The sequence below is a fragment of the Erythrobacter sp. MTPC3 genome, from assembly GCF_042854385.1.
In the GTDB taxonomy this organism is placed as follows: domain Bacteria; phylum Pseudomonadota; class Alphaproteobacteria; order Sphingomonadales; family Sphingomonadaceae; genus Erythrobacter.
Genome location: NZ_BTGP01000006.1, coordinates 1 through 19,052, shown reverse-complemented (window position 1 = coordinate 19,052; position 19,052 = coordinate 1). Strand labels below are relative to the sequence as shown.

18 protein-coding genes and 1 pseudogene are annotated in these 19,052 nt (G+C 59.3%); 9 read left to right on the top strand and 10 right to left on the bottom strand.

What is annotated here, in order from left to right; translation table 11 throughout:
- Positions 1–13: 13 nt before the first annotated feature.
- Entirely contained in the window at positions 14–265 is a 252-nt protein-coding gene (locus ACGHU1_RS09455; RefSeq protein WP_390586192.1) for a hypothetical protein, read from the bottom strand.
- Positions 262–1,638, bottom strand: coding sequence for an argininosuccinate lyase (gene argH / locus ACGHU1_RS09450; protein WP_390586618.1), 1,377 nt, complete (start codon positions 1,636–1,638; stop codon positions 262–264). Before argH ends, ACGHU1_RS09455 begins: the two co-directional genes overlap by 4 nt.
- A gap of 43 nt (positions 1,639–1,681) precedes the next feature.
- Between argH and ACGHU1_RS09445 the strand changes: the two genes are divergently transcribed.
- The 8 genes from ACGHU1_RS09445 (at position 1,682) to ACGHU1_RS09410 (ending at position 10,911) form a co-directional block, all read left to right on the top strand.
- A complete protein-coding gene (locus ACGHU1_RS09445) occupies positions 1,682–2,272 on the top strand; it encodes a TlpA family protein disulfide reductase (protein ID WP_390586189.1) in 591 nt (196 codons plus the stop codon).
- 254 nt (positions 2,273–2,526) lie between these two features.
- Positions 2,527–4,542, top strand: coding sequence for a hypothetical protein (locus ACGHU1_RS09440; protein WP_390586187.1), 2,016 nt, complete (start codon positions 2,527–2,529; stop codon positions 4,540–4,542).
- 206 nt (positions 4,543–4,748) lie between these two features.
- Positions 4,749–5,195 (top strand): hypothetical protein, encoded by a 447-nt coding sequence (locus tag ACGHU1_RS09435; protein ID WP_390586185.1) that lies wholly within the window; start codon positions 4,749–4,751, stop codon positions 5,193–5,195.
- 87 nt (positions 5,196–5,282) lie between these two features.
- Positions 5,283–5,687, top strand: a complete 405-nt coding sequence (locus tag ACGHU1_RS09430; protein ID WP_390586182.1) for a YybH family protein — start codon at positions 5,283–5,285, stop codon at positions 5,685–5,687.
- A gap of 1 nt (position 5,688) precedes the next feature.
- Positions 5,689–7,068 carry an SMP-30/gluconolactonase/LRE family protein gene (locus ACGHU1_RS09425; protein ID WP_390586180.1) on the top strand — a complete coding sequence of 460 codons (1,380 nt, stop codon included), beginning with the start codon at positions 5,689–5,691 and terminating at the stop codon, positions 7,066–7,068.
- Positions 7,062–8,018 carry a sulfotransferase domain-containing protein gene (locus ACGHU1_RS09420; protein ID WP_390586178.1) on the top strand — a complete coding sequence of 319 codons (957 nt, stop codon included), beginning with the start codon at positions 7,062–7,064 and terminating at the stop codon, positions 8,016–8,018. Before ACGHU1_RS09425 ends, ACGHU1_RS09420 begins: the two co-directional genes overlap by 7 nt.
- A 206-nt stretch (positions 8,019–8,224) precedes the next feature.
- On the top strand, positions 8,225–9,562 hold the full coding sequence (locus ACGHU1_RS09415; RefSeq protein WP_390586176.1) for a DUF418 domain-containing protein: 1,338 nt from the start codon (positions 8,225–8,227) through the stop codon (positions 9,560–9,562).
- A complete protein-coding gene (locus ACGHU1_RS09410) occupies positions 9,559–10,911 on the top strand; it encodes an APC family permease (RefSeq protein WP_390586172.1) in 1,353 nt (450 codons plus the stop codon). Before ACGHU1_RS09415 ends, ACGHU1_RS09410 begins: the two co-directional genes overlap by 4 nt.
- Before the next feature lie 800 nt (positions 10,912–11,711).
- Here ACGHU1_RS09410 and ACGHU1_RS09405 read toward each other — a convergent pair.
- The 8 genes and pseudogenes from ACGHU1_RS09405 to ACGHU1_RS09370 all read right to left on the bottom strand — a co-directional run bounded on the left by ACGHU1_RS09405 (position 11,712) and on the right by ACGHU1_RS09370 (position 17,947).
- Positions 11,712–12,725 carry a Rieske 2Fe-2S domain-containing protein gene (locus ACGHU1_RS09405; RefSeq protein WP_390586170.1) on the bottom strand — a complete coding sequence of 338 codons (1,014 nt, stop codon included), beginning with the start codon at positions 12,723–12,725 and terminating at the stop codon, positions 11,712–11,714.
- The gene (locus ACGHU1_RS09400; protein WP_390586169.1) at positions 12,725–13,876 is read right to left on the bottom strand and encodes an ATP-grasp domain-containing protein; all 1,152 of its coding nucleotides are present in this window, start codon (positions 13,874–13,876) and stop codon (positions 12,725–12,727) included. Before ACGHU1_RS09400 ends, ACGHU1_RS09405 begins: the two co-directional genes overlap by 1 nt.
- Positions 13,869–15,047, bottom strand: a complete 1,179-nt coding sequence (locus tag ACGHU1_RS09395; protein WP_390586166.1) for a hypothetical protein — start codon at positions 15,045–15,047, stop codon at positions 13,869–13,871. Before ACGHU1_RS09395 ends, ACGHU1_RS09400 begins: the two co-directional genes overlap by 8 nt.
- A gap of 43 nt (positions 15,048–15,090) precedes the next feature.
- The gene (locus ACGHU1_RS09390; protein WP_390586163.1) at positions 15,091–15,939 is read right to left on the bottom strand and encodes an MBL fold metallo-hydrolase; all 849 of its coding nucleotides are present in this window, start codon (positions 15,937–15,939) and stop codon (positions 15,091–15,093) included.
- A complete protein-coding gene (locus ACGHU1_RS09385; RefSeq protein WP_390586160.1) occupies positions 15,936–16,925 on the bottom strand; it encodes an NAD-dependent epimerase/dehydratase family protein in 990 nt (329 codons plus the stop codon). The genes ACGHU1_RS09390 and ACGHU1_RS09385 overlap by 4 nt, the downstream gene beginning before the upstream one ends.
- A gap of 26 nt (positions 16,926–16,951) precedes the next feature.
- Complete coding sequence (locus ACGHU1_RS09380) at positions 16,952–17,386, bottom strand: 3-oxoacyl-[acyl-carrier-protein] synthase III C-terminal domain-containing protein (RefSeq protein ID WP_390586616.1); 435 nt, start codon at positions 17,384–17,386, stop codon at positions 16,952–16,954.
- Positions 17,387–17,410: 24 nt separating this feature from the next.
- Positions 17,411–17,593 (bottom strand): annotated as a pseudogene (locus ACGHU1_RS09375) (3-oxoacyl-ACP synthase); the annotation flags it as partial.
- A gap of 12 nt (positions 17,594–17,605) precedes the next feature.
- On the bottom strand, positions 17,606–17,947 hold the full coding sequence (locus ACGHU1_RS09370; RefSeq protein ID WP_390586157.1) for a hypothetical protein: 342 nt from the start codon (positions 17,945–17,947) through the stop codon (positions 17,606–17,608).
- A 100-nt stretch (positions 17,948–18,047) separates the two neighbouring features.
- On the opposite strand from ACGHU1_RS09370, the gene ACGHU1_RS09365 reads away from it, so the two are divergent.
- A complete protein-coding gene (locus tag ACGHU1_RS09365; protein WP_390586156.1) occupies positions 18,048–18,647 on the top strand; it encodes a TetR/AcrR family transcriptional regulator in 600 nt (199 codons plus the stop codon).
- Positions 18,648–19,052: the final 405 nt, after the last annotated feature.

Genomic DNA, 19,052 nt, shown 5'->3' with positions numbered 1-19,052 from the left:
TCTGTCTGAAGGTCTATTCGGGGGGAAGATCGAACGGGTCGTCTTCGCGTTCTTCGCTTCGGCGGCGGAGTTCCACGCTGCGTTCGGGCGCGGCGAGCGCATCAAGCTCAAGCAACTCCTCTGCCGTGGGCGGGTCGGGCGCACCATAGGGCGCAACCGGCAGGCTGGCATTGGCGAGCGGTTCAAGATCCTGCCGCGATCCGCACGCGGACAGCGCAAGGGTAAGGCCAAGTCCTATTGCCGGGAGCAAACCATTCCGCATCATTCGTCCATTCCAAGCTGCGCACGCGCGCGTTCCACCTGACTGCGTACCTGCTGCGGAGCCGTTCCGCCATAGCTGGCGCGCGCCGCGACGGAGGCATCGACGCTCAGCGCCTTGAACACACGTTCATCAATGCGCGTATCGATAGCGCGCAGGTCCTCCAGCGGCAATTCATCCAGCGCGGCGCCGCGCTGCTCGGCCAGCTTTACCGCAGCGCCGGTGATGTGATGCGCATCGCGGAAGGGAATGTCGGCCTCGGTAACCAGCCAGTCGGCCAAATCGGTCGCGGTGGCATATCCCAGCTGCGCTGCTTCGCGCATCCGGTCTGTCTTGAACGTGCTGTCGGCGATCATCCCGGTCATCGCGGCGATACTCAGCGCCATCAGGCCAGCAGCCTCGAACACGGGGGGTTTGTCGTCCTGCATGTCCTTTGAATAGGCGAGCGGCAGACCTTTCATCGTAATCATCAGAGCGGTGTGGCACCCGATCACCCGCCCCGCATGGCCGCGCACCAGCTCGGCGGCGTCGGGATTTTTCTTTTGCGGCATGATGGAGCTGCCGGTCGATAGCGTATCGGGCATACGCACGAACCCATAAGGCTGGCTGGCCCAGATAATCAGCTCTTCTGCCAGCCGCGACAGATGCAGCGCGCAGGTGCTGGCGGCGTAAAGGTAATCCATCGCAAAATCGCGGTCCGACACCGCGTCCAGTGAATTTGCGGTTGGCCGGTCGAAACCAAGTTCGCGCGCGGTCATATCGCGGTCGATGGGAAAGCCGGTGCCAGCCAGCGCCGCCGATCCCAGCGGGCTTTCATTAAGCCGGGTGCGCGCATCCGTAAGCCGAGAGCGGTCGCGCCGGATCATCTCGTAATATGCCATCAGATGATGGCCCAGCGTCACCGGCTGCGCGGTCTGCAAATGGGTGAAGCCCGGCATGATGTGATCCGCATGTTCACCCGCGCGCATTACAAGCGCGCGTTGCAATTGCTCCAGCCCAGCATCCATCTGATCGATTGCTTCGCGCACCCATAGGCGGAAATCAGTGGCAACCTGATCGTTCCGGCTGCGCGCGGTGTGCAGGCGGCCAGCGGCGGGACCGACAATGTCCGCCAGCCGTGACTCGGTCGTCATATGGATATCTTCGAGGTCCCAATCCTCGGGCACGCCGTCTTTTTCATACTCGGCGGCGATTTGGGACAGGCCTTTGCGAATGGCGGCGGCGTCGTCCTCGCTGACGATCCCCTGTTTGGCCAGCATCGCGATATGCGCCAGGCTGCCCGCGATATCCTGACGCCACAACGCCTTGTCAAACGGGATAGAGGCATTGATTTCGCGCATGATCGCGCTAGGCCCGTCGGCGAACCTGCCGCCCCACATCGTGTTGGACTGGGTGCTGCCGTTTTGTTCCAAGGAGTCGCTCATGATCCGGTTATCGCTCGTTCTGGCTGCATCGCTGATGATGCTTGGGGGGTGCGATAGTGGCCAAGAGAGCGCAGCGCAACGCGTCAGCGCGCCTGACGATGACGGCGCGCCGCCGCTTCCGGGTGAGATTGTGCGGACCGAGGCCGGAACACCGATACCTGCGATGACGTTTACCGATCCCTCCGGCGCTGAACTGGATACGGCGGACCTTGGCGGAACGCCGGTGCTGCTCAACCTGTGGGCGACGTGGTGCGCGCCGTGTGTGGTGGAAATGCCCATGCTGGATGCGCTCGCGGCGGAGATGGACGGAAAACTAAAAGTCCTCACTATCAGCCAGGACGTCCGCGGAGCGGAGCTGGTCGAGCCGTTTTTTGCGCAGCGCGATTTTCAATATCTCGAACCGTGGCTGGACGAGGACGCTGATCTCAGCGCCGCGCTAAACGACAGCGGGTTGATGCCGCTGACCGTGCTGTTCGATGCGCAGGGCCGGGAGGTGTTCCGCGTGGCGGGCGGTTACGAATGGGACAGCGAAGAGGCAGTGGCCGAGATATCGGAGGAGCTCGCCGCTTCCTCTGTCAGCGCGGAATAATCGGGCAGCGACAGGCCGGTTTCCGTCCGCAGCTGCCAATTCATGGTGCAAATCGGCACAATGGCTCTGGGTCCCAGTTCGCTCTGAGTGTGACATCTGGAATATGCGCGCGTGACCGAGCGCCGATGACCGGATTGCAATGACGCGATTTGGATGTAGTCTCGCAACGCAAGGGGGGCGAACTACTGGATCAGGTTCAAGCACGGGTCACGGCGCCGCTAACGCTCAATGTGGACGTCTTTGGTGAATTTCGCTTGGAAACTTCACGAGGCGAGCCAATTGCGCTCGCCAATCGCCGCGCGAACATGGTGCTGGCAGTGCTTTGTCTGGAGCCAGGCAACAGGATCGATCGCGAAGCGCTCGCGCGTTTGCTTTGGCCCGATCGTTTCATTCCGCAGGCCAAAGGCAGCCTTCGTCAATGCCTTCTCGATCTCAAGCGCAAACTGTCAGAACACGGGATTGATTGTCTTGTCATCTCGCGCAGTGAAATCGCCCTCGTACCCAAGAGCCTTCAATCCGATCTCATGGCGCTTGAGACGGCGCTTTCATCAGCTGATCCGGAAAGCGCGATTGACCGGTTGCTGGCGATCGGCAACCGGCCACTGGTCCAGGGTCCATCGCTGAATCCCGAATTCGACGAATGGATCACAATGCGGCGCGAGCATGTCGATGCGCGCGTTCGGGCGGCCTTGTCAGAGGCCATTCGCATATCATCGAAAGCCGCCCGCGAACGATTGCTTGAAGCTGCACGCGCTCGCTTTCCCTCATTCCGAACCTTCAATCGTATTCCCGATCAGGCGACGATTGCCGTTCTGCCGTTTCCACAAATCGACAGTGTTGGCGGCAATTTTTTCCTGGCCGACGGAATTGTCGATGAACTGTCCACCCGCCTTGCCGGAATACAGGGTATCGCGCTCGCCGGGCGGACTTCGGTCGCTGCCGTAACCGAAAAGAACCAAACGCTTACGGAAATTGCATCGGATCTCAATGTCTCCCATCTGATCGAAGGCGAGGTGCGGCGCGATGAACACGGCATCGAAGTCCGCATTGCGCTCATCAGCGGGCAAAGCGGCACCGAAGTCTGGTCGGACACGCTGACAGGAACGATCGAGGACTTCTTCGAATCGCGCAAGATGATCGGTGCCAATGTGATTGCCGCCATCTGCCGCGCATTGGGATTGACCGCGTCGCCCGCGCCCTCGCGCAGAATGACCCGCGACCGTGAGGCCTATGCGCTGTATCTGCAAGCGCGGGCGATGATCCAGAAAATCGGCGTAGAGGGTGCATTTGCCAAAGGGATAGCGTTCCTCGAGCAAGCGCTGGAAATCGATCCCGAATTTGCCGAATGCTGGACCGCACTCGCCAACGCGCAAATCATGACAGCCGCCATCACGCCTAGCCTTGAACGGGTTGCGCAATCCACCCAAGCCGCCCGCTGTGCAGAGCGCGCGCTGGCGCTTGATCCTGGCCAAGGCCATGCGTTCTCGATCCTCGGAATCCATGAATGGACACAGTTCAATCCCGCGCGCGGATTGGAGATGGCATTCGAGGCCTATGCCCGTGATCCAAACGATGCGGATGTCTGTTCGCGGCTTGGTTCGTGCCTGCTCTATCTGGGCAAGGCGCGCGAGGCGCTGCCGTATATCGAGGCGGCAGTCGACCGTGATCCAGTCTATGGTCGCAATTACGCGATGCTAACATCTGCTTATTTGAGTGTCGGAAAAATTGATGAGGCGCTTGGGGCGGGGCAGCGGATGGCCGATCTGGGCACGCCGGCCATCTGGCTTGCGCTTGCCCAGTTCGTTGCGGGAGACAAAGAAACCGCCGTCGAAACGCATTTCGGCGTGCGGTCTTTTATGGGCTCGATATTCATGCGGCCTCCCGGCGTTCCGCCAATGGATGATGCCGCGCGCGACGCCTATTTCGCCTTTGCTGCGCAGGGCATCTACAGCGGTAAGGAAACCGATCGCGCTGTCTATTGCCAGATGCTCGATGGCTTGCACTCTTCTATGCCCGATCCTTACGATTCAACGATAGCTTTTCCGGCCATCGCGATGGGGCACAGCGAGCTCACTATGAAAATCTATTCCGGATGCATCCATCCAAGCAACATGTTCATTCTCATGAGCCTGTGGATCGATCACGATCCGATCAACCGCACGATCCGCCATCCCAGTTTCATGGATTTCGCCGAACGCATCGGCATGGTCGAGGCGTGGGACCGGTTCGGCTGGCCCGATCTCATACCGGTAGACCCCAGAACCGCCTGACCGCCTTTTTTTGACGTTCTTTTGACGGTTGCCCCCGTTGCCCCCGCCTCGGTCTGGGGGCATCATAGCTCAAGAAATTCAAAAGGCATTCCAGCGGGTCATCTCCCGGTGCCAGGCGCGGTCGCGCTTGCGCATTGCGGCGGAGCTTTGTCCCGTTTCGGTGACCTTTCGAATGTCTGTGCAAATCAAGATTGTGGGGAATCTGAATGAAACGCATCAAGACCGCATTAGCCGCCGCGACCATCGCGCTGGCCGCGTCCGCCGCATCGCCGGCGCTCGCGCAGGATTATCCGCTCAAGCCGGGCGAATACGTCCAGATGAACGGCATTTACGTCGAAGATGGCGGGGAACTCACATACGCCGAATGGCTCGCCACCGAATGGAAAAAATTCCAGGAATACGCGAAGTCACAAGGGTGGATTTCGGATTACGGCATCTACGCCAATGTCAATCCGCGCGAAGGCGAGCCAAACATATATCTGGTTGTTCAGTTTGCCAGCATACCTGATGCCGCCGAACAGGAGCGCCGCGACAAGGCATTTGACCAATGGAGCCGCACGACTGTGAGCGAACAGGTCGCGGCGAGCGGTAATCGCGCCGAATACCGCACTGTCATCAGCAGTATGCTGCTTCAGGAATACACGCCGCGCTGAGGCGGGCGTTCACCGAACTCCGGCGGGCGAATATGCGACCCGTTCGCCCGTCGGGGTTCCTGCTCGAGATTTTGGAGGACATGCAGCATGGCCACTATCGCAGCACCCGCAAAATACCTGCACCGTGCCTACGTCGAGGCGATCAACTCCAACGACACCGCCACAATCCTCGCCCTGATGAGCGACGACATCGTGTTTCAGGTCCCCGGAGAACCCGAACTCATTGGCAAGGAAGCAATTGCCGAATGGGCCAACGGTTTCTTCGCCGCGTTCGAGGCATCGTGGGACAAGACCGAACTCGCGCTCGAACAATCGGGCGATCTTGCGGTCAGCCGTTACACCTACACCGCCCGCTATCGCTCGCGCGAGGACGGGTCGGAGCTGAGCGAGATCGGTAAAGGCACCTGCATTTATCGCCGCGCGCCATCGGGTGAATGGTTGCTGATGATCGATAGCTGGTCGACGCATGAGGCGGGCGATGCGGTGGGGTAGAATGGCGGGACGCATCCGCGCAAGCTATGCGATCCTTGCGATTGCGGGATTGCTCTCGATTGGCGGCGCCGCTCCCGTCACTGCGGAAAACTCGTCATCGCAAAGCGTTCAAGAGGCTGAAACCAGTGATGCTGGAGCCTTCTCATTCTTTCCTGCTGACCGCACGCTTACGCATGCAGAGGATGGCGTGGTGATGCCCGATGGTCGCCTGCTGGTGGGCGACTGGGATCACGGCCTGGTCACGCTCGACCAGGACGGAACCAAGCGTCCGTTCGGTGACTTCGCTGCGGCGGGCTTCAGGACCAGACCCGATCCCCAGTGGAACAGTCCCAATGGCATATCCTTCGAGCCCGATGGGCGCCATGTCCTGGTCGCCGACATCACCGGCGGGCACATTTATCGGGTCGATACGCAAACAGAGGAAGTGGTCCGCATCTACGATCACCCGTTCGGGGTGAACGCTGTCGTCCGCGATCTTTCCGGTGCGATCTGGTTCACCCAGTCGACCGAAAATGCCGCTGGCGCAAATTCCGAGGCGCGCATGTTTGCCGCCGCCGACAAGCCGCTCGGCGATGGCTCGGTCTGGCGGATCGCTGCCGAGGAACTCGGCAATCCGGAACCGAAGGCGGTGAAGGTTGTCGATGGCCTCGATTTCGCCAATGGCATCGTTTTCGATGCAGCGCGCGGTCGGCTCTATGTAAACGAGATTGTCGCCAGCCGCATCCTCAGCTTTGCGGTTGACCAGGCAACCGGCGCACTCACGGATCGCCGCGTGCTCGCAGCGTTGCCGACACCTGATAACATCGAGCTTGATGTTAATGGCGACCTGTGGGTCACAAGTCCCTTTGCCAACGCCGTCTATAAAGTCGATCCCGACACTGGTGACCGCCAGACCATTTTTGCCCCAACACCAGAGGTAAGCGGGCAGATTGTGAATGAATTCTACCGCAGACTGGATTCAGGCGAGCCGATCCTTTCGCTGCTTGGCCCTGACATGTGGGGCTCGATGCCCGGCCTCATGACCGGAATTATCCTTGGCCCTGATGGCACCGTCTATATCTCGGGGCTCGGCAATGCGCTGGTCAGGCTTCGCACAAAAACAGGTTCTTCAGCCGCCAGTCGCAATGACAATGCGGAAACTGAAATCCGAGCGGCCATCGCGGCTTGGCACTCATGCTTTCGTAGAGATCCAGAGATACGACCTGTTTGCTCAAGGCGGCGAGTGAATTTCGCGGCTACGCCTCGCTGCTGTGGCGCCGGGTTGGTGGCCGCTGGATTATCGCTGCGGATGTCTCGAATTGAGCCCCGCAAGGTTGCCATCACGCTGGCCGCCGGTGGCGGCTTGCGCCTGAACCTTCGAGAGGAAAACCAACCATGCTGATCCGAAAGCCCGAAAAGACCATTCGCACCTGGCACACTGACAGCCGCATCTGGGATGGATTCGAGCTGCGCGCTGGCGACATCATCGTCTGCACCCCGCCAAAGACAGGCACAACCTGGACACAGCGCATTGTCGGTATGTTGCTCGCGCAATCAACCGAGCCGCGCCATATCATGGACGAGCAACCCTGGCTCGACGCACGCTTCATCCCTCAGGGAGAGGTCGCAGCAGCGCTGACAGCCCAGCCGGGACGGCGCGGCCTCAAGACACATTCGCCGCTCACTGCGCTGCCGTTGCATGACGATGTGCTCTACATCAACGTCGCGCGCGATCCGCGCGATGCGGTGATGTCATTCCATAACCATTCGAACAGCTTTACCGAGGATTTCCTTGCGGGCCGCGACGCAGACGGGCTTGCCGATCCCGAGATCGCTGCCCCATTTCCGCGCGCGCCGGAAGATCAGCGGGCGTTTTTCCGGCGCTGGCTGCGCGATCCCGAACATGCGCCGTTCGACGATTTCACGATCGATGAATTCTGCGAGATCGAAACCAGTTTCTGGGAAGCGCGCGACCGGCCCAATGTGATGCAGGTCCACTATAACGACCTCAAGGCCGATCGCGCAGGCGAAATGCGCAGGATCGCGCAGTTCTGCGGGATCGAGACGCCCGAGCCGCTCTTTCGCGAGATGGTCGAGGCGGCTGGCTTTGCCAGCATGAAGCGCAGCGGTTCTCAGCTACTCGGACTTGCTGAGGTTGCGTTCAAAGGCGGGGCGGATTCCTTCCTTCACAAAGGCACGAACGACCGCTGGCGTGGCGTGCTGAACGAAGAGGACCTCGCCGATTACCGCGCAGCCATGAAAGCACGGGTTTCCGACGACTTGGCTCGGTGGCTGGAATTTGGACGATTGGCGGCACTGGATGCAAGCGAGCCAGCCGGGGCGGCCCGATGACGCGCCCGCGGCCCACCGCATTAGAAGGCGAGCTTGAGCGGCGTGTCGCAAGCCTGCTTGCCATCCTCGCCGGTTGTGTTGCCGTCCATCTCGCGTCTTCGCGTCTCATCACCCTTCCTGCTTGCCGGGGCGGCTTTCGGTGCGCGCTGGACCAGCGGGAAACCTCGTTACCTGAATTGCCGAAAATCTAAAGCGAAGGATCAAGCATGGCGACCGTTGCCAGTGAAGCACCCCTTATCGGCTCCGCGCAGGCGACGCCTGATACACCGCGAACCGAGCCGACAAGCGATCGCATCGTGGCGCTCGATTTTGTTCGCGGAGCAGCGCTGTTCGGCATCCTGCTCATGAACATCACCGGCTTTGGCCTGCCGCACGCCTACAGCAACCCCATGAACGCTGGAGGTGCGGAAGGGGCCAATCTCCTTTCTTGGATGATCATCCAGATCGGTTTCGAGGGCACGCAGCGCGGCCTGTTCTCGATGCTGTTCGGCGCGGGCATCATCCTGTTCACCTCCCGTCTTGAGGCCAAGGGGCGCAGCGACGTTGGCGACATTTATGCCCGCCGCAACCTTTGGCTGATCGCGTTTGGCATGGTGAACGGCTTTATCCTGCTGTGGAGCGGGGACATCCTCTATTTTTACGGGCTGACCGCGCTGTTGGTGTTTCCGTTCCGCAAGCTGGGTGTGCGGACGCTCATGATTATCGGGATCGCCGGAATGCTGGCAAGCGCGCTGTGGAACGCTAAGGACACTGCCGACCTGATGCGCTATCACGAGGCTTATGAGGCATCGCAGGTTGCCGGGGCGCAGCTTGAGCCGGGTCAGCAGGCGCTGGCCGATAAGTGGCAAGGCGCACTCGCCGATTACAGCCCCTCACCCGAGACGCAGCGGGACTATGTCCAGCAGCGCACACAAAGCTACGCCGCAGCCTTTGTGCAGGTCGCGGCGGAAACGGTTCACGCCGAAAGCTGGTATTTCTATCGCTGGTTTTTCGATATTTTCAGCATGATGCTGATCGGCATGGCGCTGTTCAAGGCGGGGGTGTTTACTCTTGAGCGATCGACCAGGTTCTATGTCGCGCTGATGCTGATCGGATACGGCGTGGGTCTGACGGTCAACGTGCTCGAGACCCGGCTGGTTATCGAAGGCGGTTTCGGCCTGCTGGCGATGAGCCAGTCGCAGATCACCTACGATCTGGGCAGGCTGGCCATGACGGCAGGGCATCTGGGCCTGCTGCTGCTGATCGCCCGCTCAGGTGTTTTTCCGCTATTCCAGCACGCGCTCGCCTGCGTCGGCAGAATGGCATTCACCAACTACCTCACGCATTCGCTGGTCTGTGCGATTTTCTTCGTCGGGCTAGGTTATTTCGGCCAGCTTGAAAGGCACCAGCTTTACTACGTCGTCTTTACGATCTGGGCAGTGCAGCTTGTCATTAGTCCGTTGTGGCTCAGCCGATACAGCATGGGCCCGCTTGAATGGCTCTGGCGCGGGTTGACCTACGGCGCGCTTCCAAAGCTTCGCCGCGGTAACGGTGCCGCAGCATGAGCGGGCAGCTCGGGAAGCGTCTCGGCCTGCCCTTTGCAATCGCCGTCTGCATCGGTCTGGTCGTCGGAACCGGGATCATGCGCACACCGGGCGAAATCGCCAACATGGTGCCGGACCCCGCGACCGTCATGTTACTGTGGCTGGCGGGCGGACTTTACGTTCTGCTGATGGCCAATGTCGCAGCCGAAATATCGTCGGCAATTCCGCGATCGGGCGGGCATTACATTCCCGTTCGTGAAGGATTGGGAGATGCGATGGGGCTTCTAGTCGGGTGGACGATGTGGATTGCGGGCGTCGCCGCGACAGCGTTTCTCGCCATCGCTGCGGCTGAGTTTTTCGGTTTGATTGTGCCAGCGGCGGCAGATCATGAAGCGATCGTCGCGCTCATCATCCTTTGCGGTGTGACGGCGCTCAACTGGGCGGGCGTTGAAGAAGGGCGCTGGGCGCAAATTGCCAGCACCGCCCTCAAACTCGCTCTGTTGCTTGCGGTAGTTTTCGTGGCGCTCATGATGCCTGATGGAGAATCCGCAGGCGAAATCGCCGCTCCGGCAGCATCCAGCGGGATCCCCGCCGAACCGCTCTCGATAATCACGGTTCTGGCCGGTCTGCAGTTCATCGTCACAGTCTATGACGGCTGGTATGCTTCGATCTACTTTGCGGGGGAGGACAAGGATCCGGGCCGCAACATTCCGCGTTCGCTGTTCCAGTCTGCGATTGTGGTCACATTTATCTACCTCGCAATCAATTGGGCGCTGATCACCGCGCTCGATTTTGAAACCTTGCGCGCGTCAACCTTGCCTATGGCCCAGGTGATCGAGGCGGCGACGGGACGCTGGGGCACTTTGGTCGTGGCTGTCATAGCGGTGCTGATGGCGCTGGGCACGCTCAATGCGGCCATCATGATGAATCCCCGCACACTGTTCGGCATGGCCGAGGATGGCCTGTTTCTAAAAACCGCCTTGAGCGTCAATCGCGGCGGTACACCCACTGTCGCGCTCGCATTGGGTTTTATTGTCGCGGTTCCGCTGATCTTTTCAGGCGGTTATGTGTTCGTATTCCGGCTGGTGGGCGCAATGATCCTGTTCGCATCATGCCTCTTTGTCCTCTCTTATTTTGCCCTGCGGGTGCGCCAACCCGATCTTGAGCGGCCCTATCGCGCAAAAGGGCATCCGGTCCTGCCGGCGCTGGTGCTGCTGATCAATTTCGCCCTGCTGGCCAGCTTTGTGATTGCCGAACCGTTCAGCGGCGCGATCATGGCGGGAATGATCGCGATCTGTATTCCGGTGGGCCTTTATCTGCAGCGCCAGCGGCGCCTCGCAGCCAAGGCCGAAAAGCTGGTAAGCTCATAGACGCAGCAAGTGCCCAGCTTTGCTGGCGGGTCGCGGGGCAATTGTGCCACATCATCGCGCGACATTTAGGATCAGCTGCAAATGTCTGCTGTCGGGATTAGTTGCCCGCGATAGCCCGGTCTGGCGCTGGGGTTCAAAGCCGGCATAGGCCAGACGTGGCGGTCTTTAGGAACCCTTTTGGCCACGATTCGCGAAAGGTCATTGTATACACGGCGTATTCTCTGAAACCGGACGTAATTCCCCCAGTGTGTCTATGTCTTAGGTTGCGGGTGAAACCTGCCAGAACACGAAGCGGGATTTTAGTAGCGAAAACGTAAGGACCTGTCGGCTAGGTGCATAACAACCTTGTTTCGGCATAATTTGTGGACGATCGTAAGAATGCTTATCTCGCTTGCGCCGTTAGCCTTGCTTGCACAAGTGGCTGCGCCTGGACCCGAGAATTGGGCCTATTTGACATGCATGACGTCGCGTGCAGCAGAGGTCGCACAGGAAGGACTGTCTGAAGGAGGGTTCCAGCAACGCCTTCAAAGTCTTTGCGAGAACGAAAGATCGAAACTTCGGAATGTAATTGTGCGTCAGCAGATTGCAGCTGGACGGACACGCGAGCAGGCCAACTCCGACGCCAATGTCTTCTTCGCAGAGATAATGGAACAGATGCTTAGTCTGCGACCAGTCGCGCCGAGGTAAAGAATTAGTGTTAGTAAGAGAGCAAGGGACGGGTGTGACGCTTGCACGTTTTCCCAAATTGAGTCGTTGGCGGACATTGGAATGGCGACGAAATGATGTCTGTTCAGCACCAGTCACAGTTCGGCTATGACAATTTCCTCTTCGCGATGTTCCAGCTTATGCCCCTGCCACAATTGATGCAAACGCGGGCCCAAGATATCGCCGGGCCCAGAGGTAAACTGCGGATGGCCGAAATGCGTCATCACTTTATGCTGGCGGGCGAGCGCATCGCGATCTTGCTTTACAACAGGGGCCAGGAACAGCCGAATTGCCGCTTGTTTAAGCCAGCCGGGCGCGAGTCCCTTGGGCGTTGAGAAGCGTGCAAAGGGCGTGAAGGTGTCATCGGTTGCGGGCGTGAAGATCGCAGTCACGCACAGGGTGAGCTTGGTCTCGCCCTCCCAGCGCGCCTGCACAATCGTCGGCGCGTGATAGCGTGAAATACTCCGGCTGCGGTCTTTCTCAAGAAAACGCGACATCAGGCCCATATCAGGCTGCGTCTGCTCAATCGTCATCGCAATTCCATCAGCGTGATGGGTCACGATCAGTTTCACCGGCAGGCGTTTATCGCGCCTCCGGATAAAGCCGTGATGCAAGTGATTGGTGTGGAACGGGTCCATCACATTTTCAATCGCATCAAAGGCGCGCCCCTGCCAAGCGCCCTGCTGCCACCAAAAGTGGTCGAGATCAGGATTGCCGAAGTCCGGCGGGAGGTCAGGCCGTGCGGGAGCTTCTTCGGTTAGCGCCAAAAAGATCGCCCCATGCGCTTCGTAGACGCGAACCGCTTCTGCGCGAAGCTTCGCGTCACTCCGGGTCTCGGTCATACACCCCGGCACCGCCTCGCACGCGCCGTTCACGCCGAAACGCCAGCCGTGATAGGGGCATTCGAGCGCGCCTTCATACACGCGGCCGTCGGAAAGCGGATAGTTGCGATGCGGGCAGCGATCGACCAGCGCGCCAAGTCCGGACTCACTACGGAACAGAGCGATGGGTGTGTTGCAGAGCGAGACTTTGCGCACGCCGCCACGCTTCACATCGCGCGATAGGGCCACCATATGCCAAGCGTCAGTCACTGCTTTGGAAACTGCCATCAGGCGAACTCCTCACCGTTCCATTCAATATCATAGGTCGTCGCCGCATTGGTTGAAATGCCATGCTTCAAGCCTGTGAGCGCAAAGCTCCCCGCATCTATCAACGCACCCAGGATTGGCTTGCGATCATCAGAGCGCGAGAGGACATCGCGACCTTTTTCCCAAGTCTCGCGCCATTCGCGAAGGCGTCCGTTGGCAATGGCTTGCGGCAGACCAAAAACGACCATTGCAGGGCCGAGGTAACAGTTTTCAGGAGGCAATTCCGGGGCTGGCTCGCCAGAACCGATTGATCGTGCCAATTGCCCGTCGCCGGCCAGCAAATGCACGCCGCTCGTCGCTCTGGGATTGCACTCAAGAAGGTTCGGCGTGCCGCTTTCATCGAAGATCACGTCACAGCCAAATTGACCATGCAACACGCCGAGCTCTACCAGCGTGTTTGCAACCTCTCGAAGCTGCTCATGGCGCGCATCATCGAGCGGTTCAAAGGCGAAACTAGCGCCTCCATCCAGCCGCCAGCGGGAAGAGTAGCTAGAACACGCGACCATCTCGCCGCTATGAGCGACTGCGTGCACACAAACTTCTTCACCGCGCACGCATTTCTGCGCCATCCAGCCCTTCGGATTGACTACGTCAAGCGCCCTCGAGTGAGGCGCCACCAAAGCCTGCTCACCAAAGCGGCTCATGCGCGGTTTGAACACCCAGTCACGGCTATTGGCAGCAAAGCGCTCCAAGTCTTCGGCGCAATCAATTGCGTGGCTCTCAGGTGAATTTAGGCCCCATTGCGCTGCGGCTTGCGCAAATTGCAGCTTGTCATGAAGCCTGGCCAGCATCGCTGCGTTGGGCGCGAACAGGCGATCGCCAACACTCTGCGCCAGTGCGGGTGCGGCCAAGTGGAACACCTCTTCACAAGTGGGCACGATCAGGTTGATACGATGCACGTCGACCAGCCGCTTTATGCACGCTTGGAACGCGGTGCCTTTTTGGCGCGGAGCAGGGTAAAGGTGATGGGTAGCAGGCACTGACGACCAGCGCGCCATGCGCACAGGCACGCTGTCAGCCAGATGCACATCCCATCCGGCAGTCGTAAATTCGCGCGCCATATCGAGCGCCGCAGCCGCGCGCGCTCCGGTGATGAGCACAGCTTTACCCATCGGTCCACACCACTTTGTGCCGCTTTGGTCCGGTCCATTTTTCGAGATCCTGCATGATAGTTGGATCGAGGCCGACAAGCTTTGATAGCGCCTCGCTTGCTCGTTCAGCCAGTTTTGTTTCTGCTTCGGGAGCAACCCGCAATGTAACTTTGCAGGGAACCCCAATGGCCTGCCACGGCACCGTCCCACCAAGCTCAGCCTCGACTGCCTCGACAATCTGCCGCGGCGTGAAAACGCGGCCTCCGATATGCCACAGATCGCCCACTCTACCTTGAGGCTGCATAATGGTGCGCCCACCAAAGCCGCAGAGGCAAGGATGGTCATCAATCTCGATAAAGTCGTCTGAGCGCAGCCGCACAATTGGCTGGCTCTTGCGGCGAAGATCCGTGAAGATCGGGCGGAAGCCATTGGTGCCTGGCACTGGCTCTAGCTCAAATTCAATGGCGTGCTCGTTGAGATGCAAGCGCCCATGCTCGCAGTCTGCCGCCAAAAAGCCTTCGGTCGCCTGAAAAATGGAACGCGGGCTAATGCCGAAGGCTTTCTCGGTCATATCCCTCTCGCACTGGCTAATCGGCTCACTGCCACAAAAGAGATGGCGCAAGACGGGTAAGTGCAGACCGGCTTTTGCAAACTCAAGAAGCCTATAAGGCGGCGCAATCAGGATAGTGGGCGCGAACGTTTGGAGCTGATCGGCCACATCTTCAATATCGTACTCAAGCGGGATATGTTTGTACGCGAAGCGCCCACCTTTCACATCGCTGTAGAGCGAATTACTCGCCCTCAAATGAAGCGCCAGACGTTGTTTTTTCAGGAGCGCAGATGAGGGGAGCAGCCGCGCCAGGCTCTGCCCGACATAATCCGCTCGCTCTGCGCTATCAGCGAGAAACAGGCCGCGATTGTCGCCGCTTGTTCCCGTCGACCAGCCCGCGCTGAATTCATTTTCGGCCTGCTCACCAGCTTCTGCAGCATCAGCCAGGCGGCGAAGCTCCGCATCGCTTATTCCATGCGAGTTCCATGCCCCATAGTCAGCGCGCAGCTCGCTTGGCTCAACAATCGGAAAGCTCGCAAGCGGCTGGCCGCAGTACGAGGCGAGCGCAGGTGTGCGCGCAATCCAGGGCTGCAATTGCGACCAGACACGTGCGCGGTGCCGCGTCAGTCTCTCAGCAGACATGCGCATTGCCCGGCGCGTTCGCCACCATGAGGCTAAGATCTGATCAGGTCTCATCATCGCCGCGGAAAGCGCGCGCATTTCGGGCGCAATGTGAGGGCAGGATTGCAAGTTCACTATTGTTGACCGATGCGGCGTGGAGCAGTTCAAGCGTCTTGCGGTAGGAGCGTGTTTCCCCCAGCAAAGCGGTCGTGATACGGGGCGGGGGGCGGCGCTCTTTGATCGCTTTACCCGACCACACGGCATCGGCGGCGAGCAGCACGGCCTGATCAGCCTCAGTCGTAAGAGCAAGACCCCAATGGCCCGCGCAATGCCCGGGCAATTCAACCGCAAGCAGGCTGCCATCGCCCAGAATATCGCGGCCCCTGTCAAACGGGGCAAAGGCACTCGGCAGAGCGCGCTCGGGCGCATCTTCAAAAAAAAGCGCGCTCGCATCCACATTGTTCGGCACCAACCCGCCAAGAAGCCCCTGCCGTACACGGCCAAAGCGGCCCGGCCTGCGCAAAGCGGTAAGCCCCGCTTTCGCGCAGTAGACCAGCTTATCCGCGAGATGCCGTATGCCGGCAACGTGGTCGCCGTGAAAATGCGAAACTATGGTGCCCGCAATCTGCGCCTCGTCGATATCGTGCTTCTTGAGCCAGGTCCGCCACTCAAGGTCCGTGCCGATCGCAACTGGAGTCGTCCAGCGATAAAGGCGCTCTGGGAACGGGTCAGTCGCTTCCTCGAAAGCGGGATCATAGCCGGTATCGAACAGGAAAAACCCGCGCGTTGGGTGCTTGATCACCCCAACCAGAGCGGGAAACTCGACGGCACAAAAGCTGCCGCCTGAAAGCGTCATGACTTCAGGATGGCGAGTGGAGCCACGCTCCAACCAGCGGAATCCTACGCGGGTCATGCTGGTTCTGCCATGCTTGCCATGTGATGCGCCTGTTCGAGCAAGGTCACCAGCCCATCATAACGCGGCGCGTAATCGAGCAGGCGCTTGGCGGGCTGCAGGTCGAAGCTTTGCGAATAGGCCAAAGTCGCTAGCGTATAGCGAGTGAGCAGCGGCTCCTCTTCACGCCCTGTGAGCTTTGCGAGGCCCTCCAACGATGCGGCCAAAACCCGCAAAAGCGGCATCCGGGGCGTCACAAAACGCGGGGATTTACCAAGTGCCTGAGCCAGCTGCTGAGCGACCTCTTTCACTGCGCGCGGATTGCCGCCAGACACATTGATCGCACGGCCCTTCAAATCATCTGCACGTTCCTCCGCCTCGCAAATCGCCCAAGCGGCATCGCGCAGATCTGTCAGCTCAATCAGAGCCATTCCGCCGCGCGGCATGGGAATTTTTTCGCGAGCGGCCATCTCAGCAAGCCTAGGCAGGATTACCCTGTCTCCCTCTCCCACAAGCGCGCGTGGACGGATGGCGCAGCAGGCAAGCACGTCATCGCGAGACGCCAGCACCAGCCGCTCCGCAGCACGCTTGGTTTGCGCATAGTGATTGAGCGGAGGATCGGCAGGCGCATCACTCTCACCAATGCCGACGCGGTCCTTGAAACTCGCAAAGATAGAAGGCGAGGAGATGAAGACAAAGCGCCTTAGGCTACCCTTCGTGGCCGCATCCAAAAGACGGCGCGTCACATCAACATTCGCACTCTCAAACGCCTCACGCGCACCCCAGCTTGCGGACAAGGCAGCGGCATGGATGACGCTATCGCAGCCTCGAAGCAGCGCGGTCAGGTCGTGTTCCTTTTCAAGGTCGAAGGCAGAAAATTCCGCGCCTGAGGCTTCAAGCGCTTGGCCAGCCTCCAACCGCCGGCCAACGGCACGCACTTCATGCCCGCGAGCAATCAGTTCCCGCGCGCAGGCAAGCCCAAGCCCGCCCGTTGCGCCGGTTAGCAAGATACGACGCCTTTTGAAATGCGCACTCATATGCGCACCACCATCGCGGTCGCGCTGATCCCTGCGGCTGTGCCGAGCAGCATGATAGTATCACCCGGTTTCGCTGCACCTGTTTCAAGCGCGTGAGCCAGCACGGTCGGGATAGATGCCGCAATCTGGTTGCCGTGATTGGCAAAGATGTTGACCACCCTCTCGCCGCGAGGGCCAAACAAGCGCTTGACGTGCTCCACGCCCGGCGCGCTTGCCTGGTGGCAGATGACGCAACCGAGATCGTCCTTTGTTAAATTGGCGTCGCTGAGCGCCTGCTGAATCACACCCGGTAAAGCCTTAGCAGCCGCTTTAAAAATGCCGAACGCATCCATCTCAAAATAAGAGCCTTCGACCAGCGCTTCGTAGCCTTTTCCCACGCGTAACTTGGTTCCGCCTGAGCGCAACTGAGCCAGACTATTGTACGCACCCATCGTCACACTTGATTGGCTTAGCAGCCCGCTTGTGCCTTGCTCATCTGCTTCAATCACAATTGCAGCAGCGCCATCGCCGAAGATGGAGCGCGTCTTAGGAATGTCTGGATTGAGGCCAGCGGTTGCGATGTCGCTGGCATAGACCAAAGCGCGCTTCCAACGGCCTGTAGCCAACCCCATCGCCGCGACGTCGAGGGCAGTCACAAAGGAAAGGCAGGTCTAATTGACGTCGAAACTGGGGATGCCTGATGCGCCAAGGCCAAGTTTGTCTTGCACCAGCGCAGATGTCGATGGGATTGGCTGCTCCATCACGCCGCAGCCGCCGATAATGACATCCACCGCTTCGCCTTCCCAGCCTGCATCAGCCAGCGCCGCCGTTGCCGCTTGTGCAGCCATAATCGACGTAGTCTCAGCATCGCCTGCGACATGCCGCGAAACGATGCCAAACTCGCTTTCCGTCCACCCTGCCGCGCAGCCATGGACATCGTCCATTTCACGCGAAGTGAGCACTTTGCGCGGTTTGTACACACCAGCGCCTGCAATCTTGAATCGGCTTAACACAAGTGCTCCTCCGGTTGATTCGCTAACACAGTCCCATACAATTAAACGATGTTCAATTAATAAATAGACAATGTTCAATTTCCGCGCTAAGAATTTTGGCATGGGAAGACGATCCGACCACACCGCTTCTGAACTGCGCGCATTGCTTATCGCGCGCGGGCATGAGCTGATGGCGGAAAGGGGCTTTGCGAAGTTTTCGGGACGCGAAGCCGCACGGCGCGCAGGCTACACCGTCGGCACGATCTACAATGTATTTGGCGGGCTCGATGGCTATCTGATCGCAATCAACAGTGAGACATTTCGCTTATGGTCCGCTTCGTTGGAGGCCGCGTTAGCGAACGCACCCAGCGATCCGGCTTCGCGCATTGAAGCGTTAGTGCGCGCCTATTTTGAGTTTGCAGAAACCAACCGCAACGCCTGGATGGCGATCTACGATCACCGTATTGACCGGTCGATAGAAATTCCACCCGAAGACACACTTGCTCGCGAAGCCCTTACCGGAATTGTCGACCGCGAAGTCAGCTCGGCACTGGGCTTCTCAGATAGCGGCGAAGGACGCCGACTTGTGCGCTCTTTGATCGCAACGGTGCATGGTCATTGCTCTTTATGGCTCACCGGCAGCTATGCGTTGATGCAAGAAGAAGATCCTGCTGATCAGGCGCTCGCACGCGTACTGGAGATACTGGCATCTCATGCATAAGACTGGCCGCCAAACGATCCTCCAAAGAAACAGCTCGCGATAGTTTGCCCGCTTTCGCTCTCAAAATCGGTCATACAGCATCGGTTCGATGTGGGCCGAGAAGAGAAAGCCGGTTTTCAATGGTTTAGAGATCATAAGCGGACTGTCCGCTTACGACCTCGTTTCAGACGAGCGATAAAACCCAACCATCTGTTCCGATCGTTTCTCCAGCTCTATAGGCATTTAGGAATGAGAATGCTGAGCTTAAAACTCGCTTGTCCCGCTTGCTAGGGCTAATTCCGCGAAAGGAAAATGGATGTTTCGGCTCTTAAACTATTCGGAGTTCAATCAGAGTGTGCGTTTTCCAGCATGGCTCGGCCTGCTTTTGGTTACTTTTTGTTTGATATCGTGGTCTTCGATGGCGAA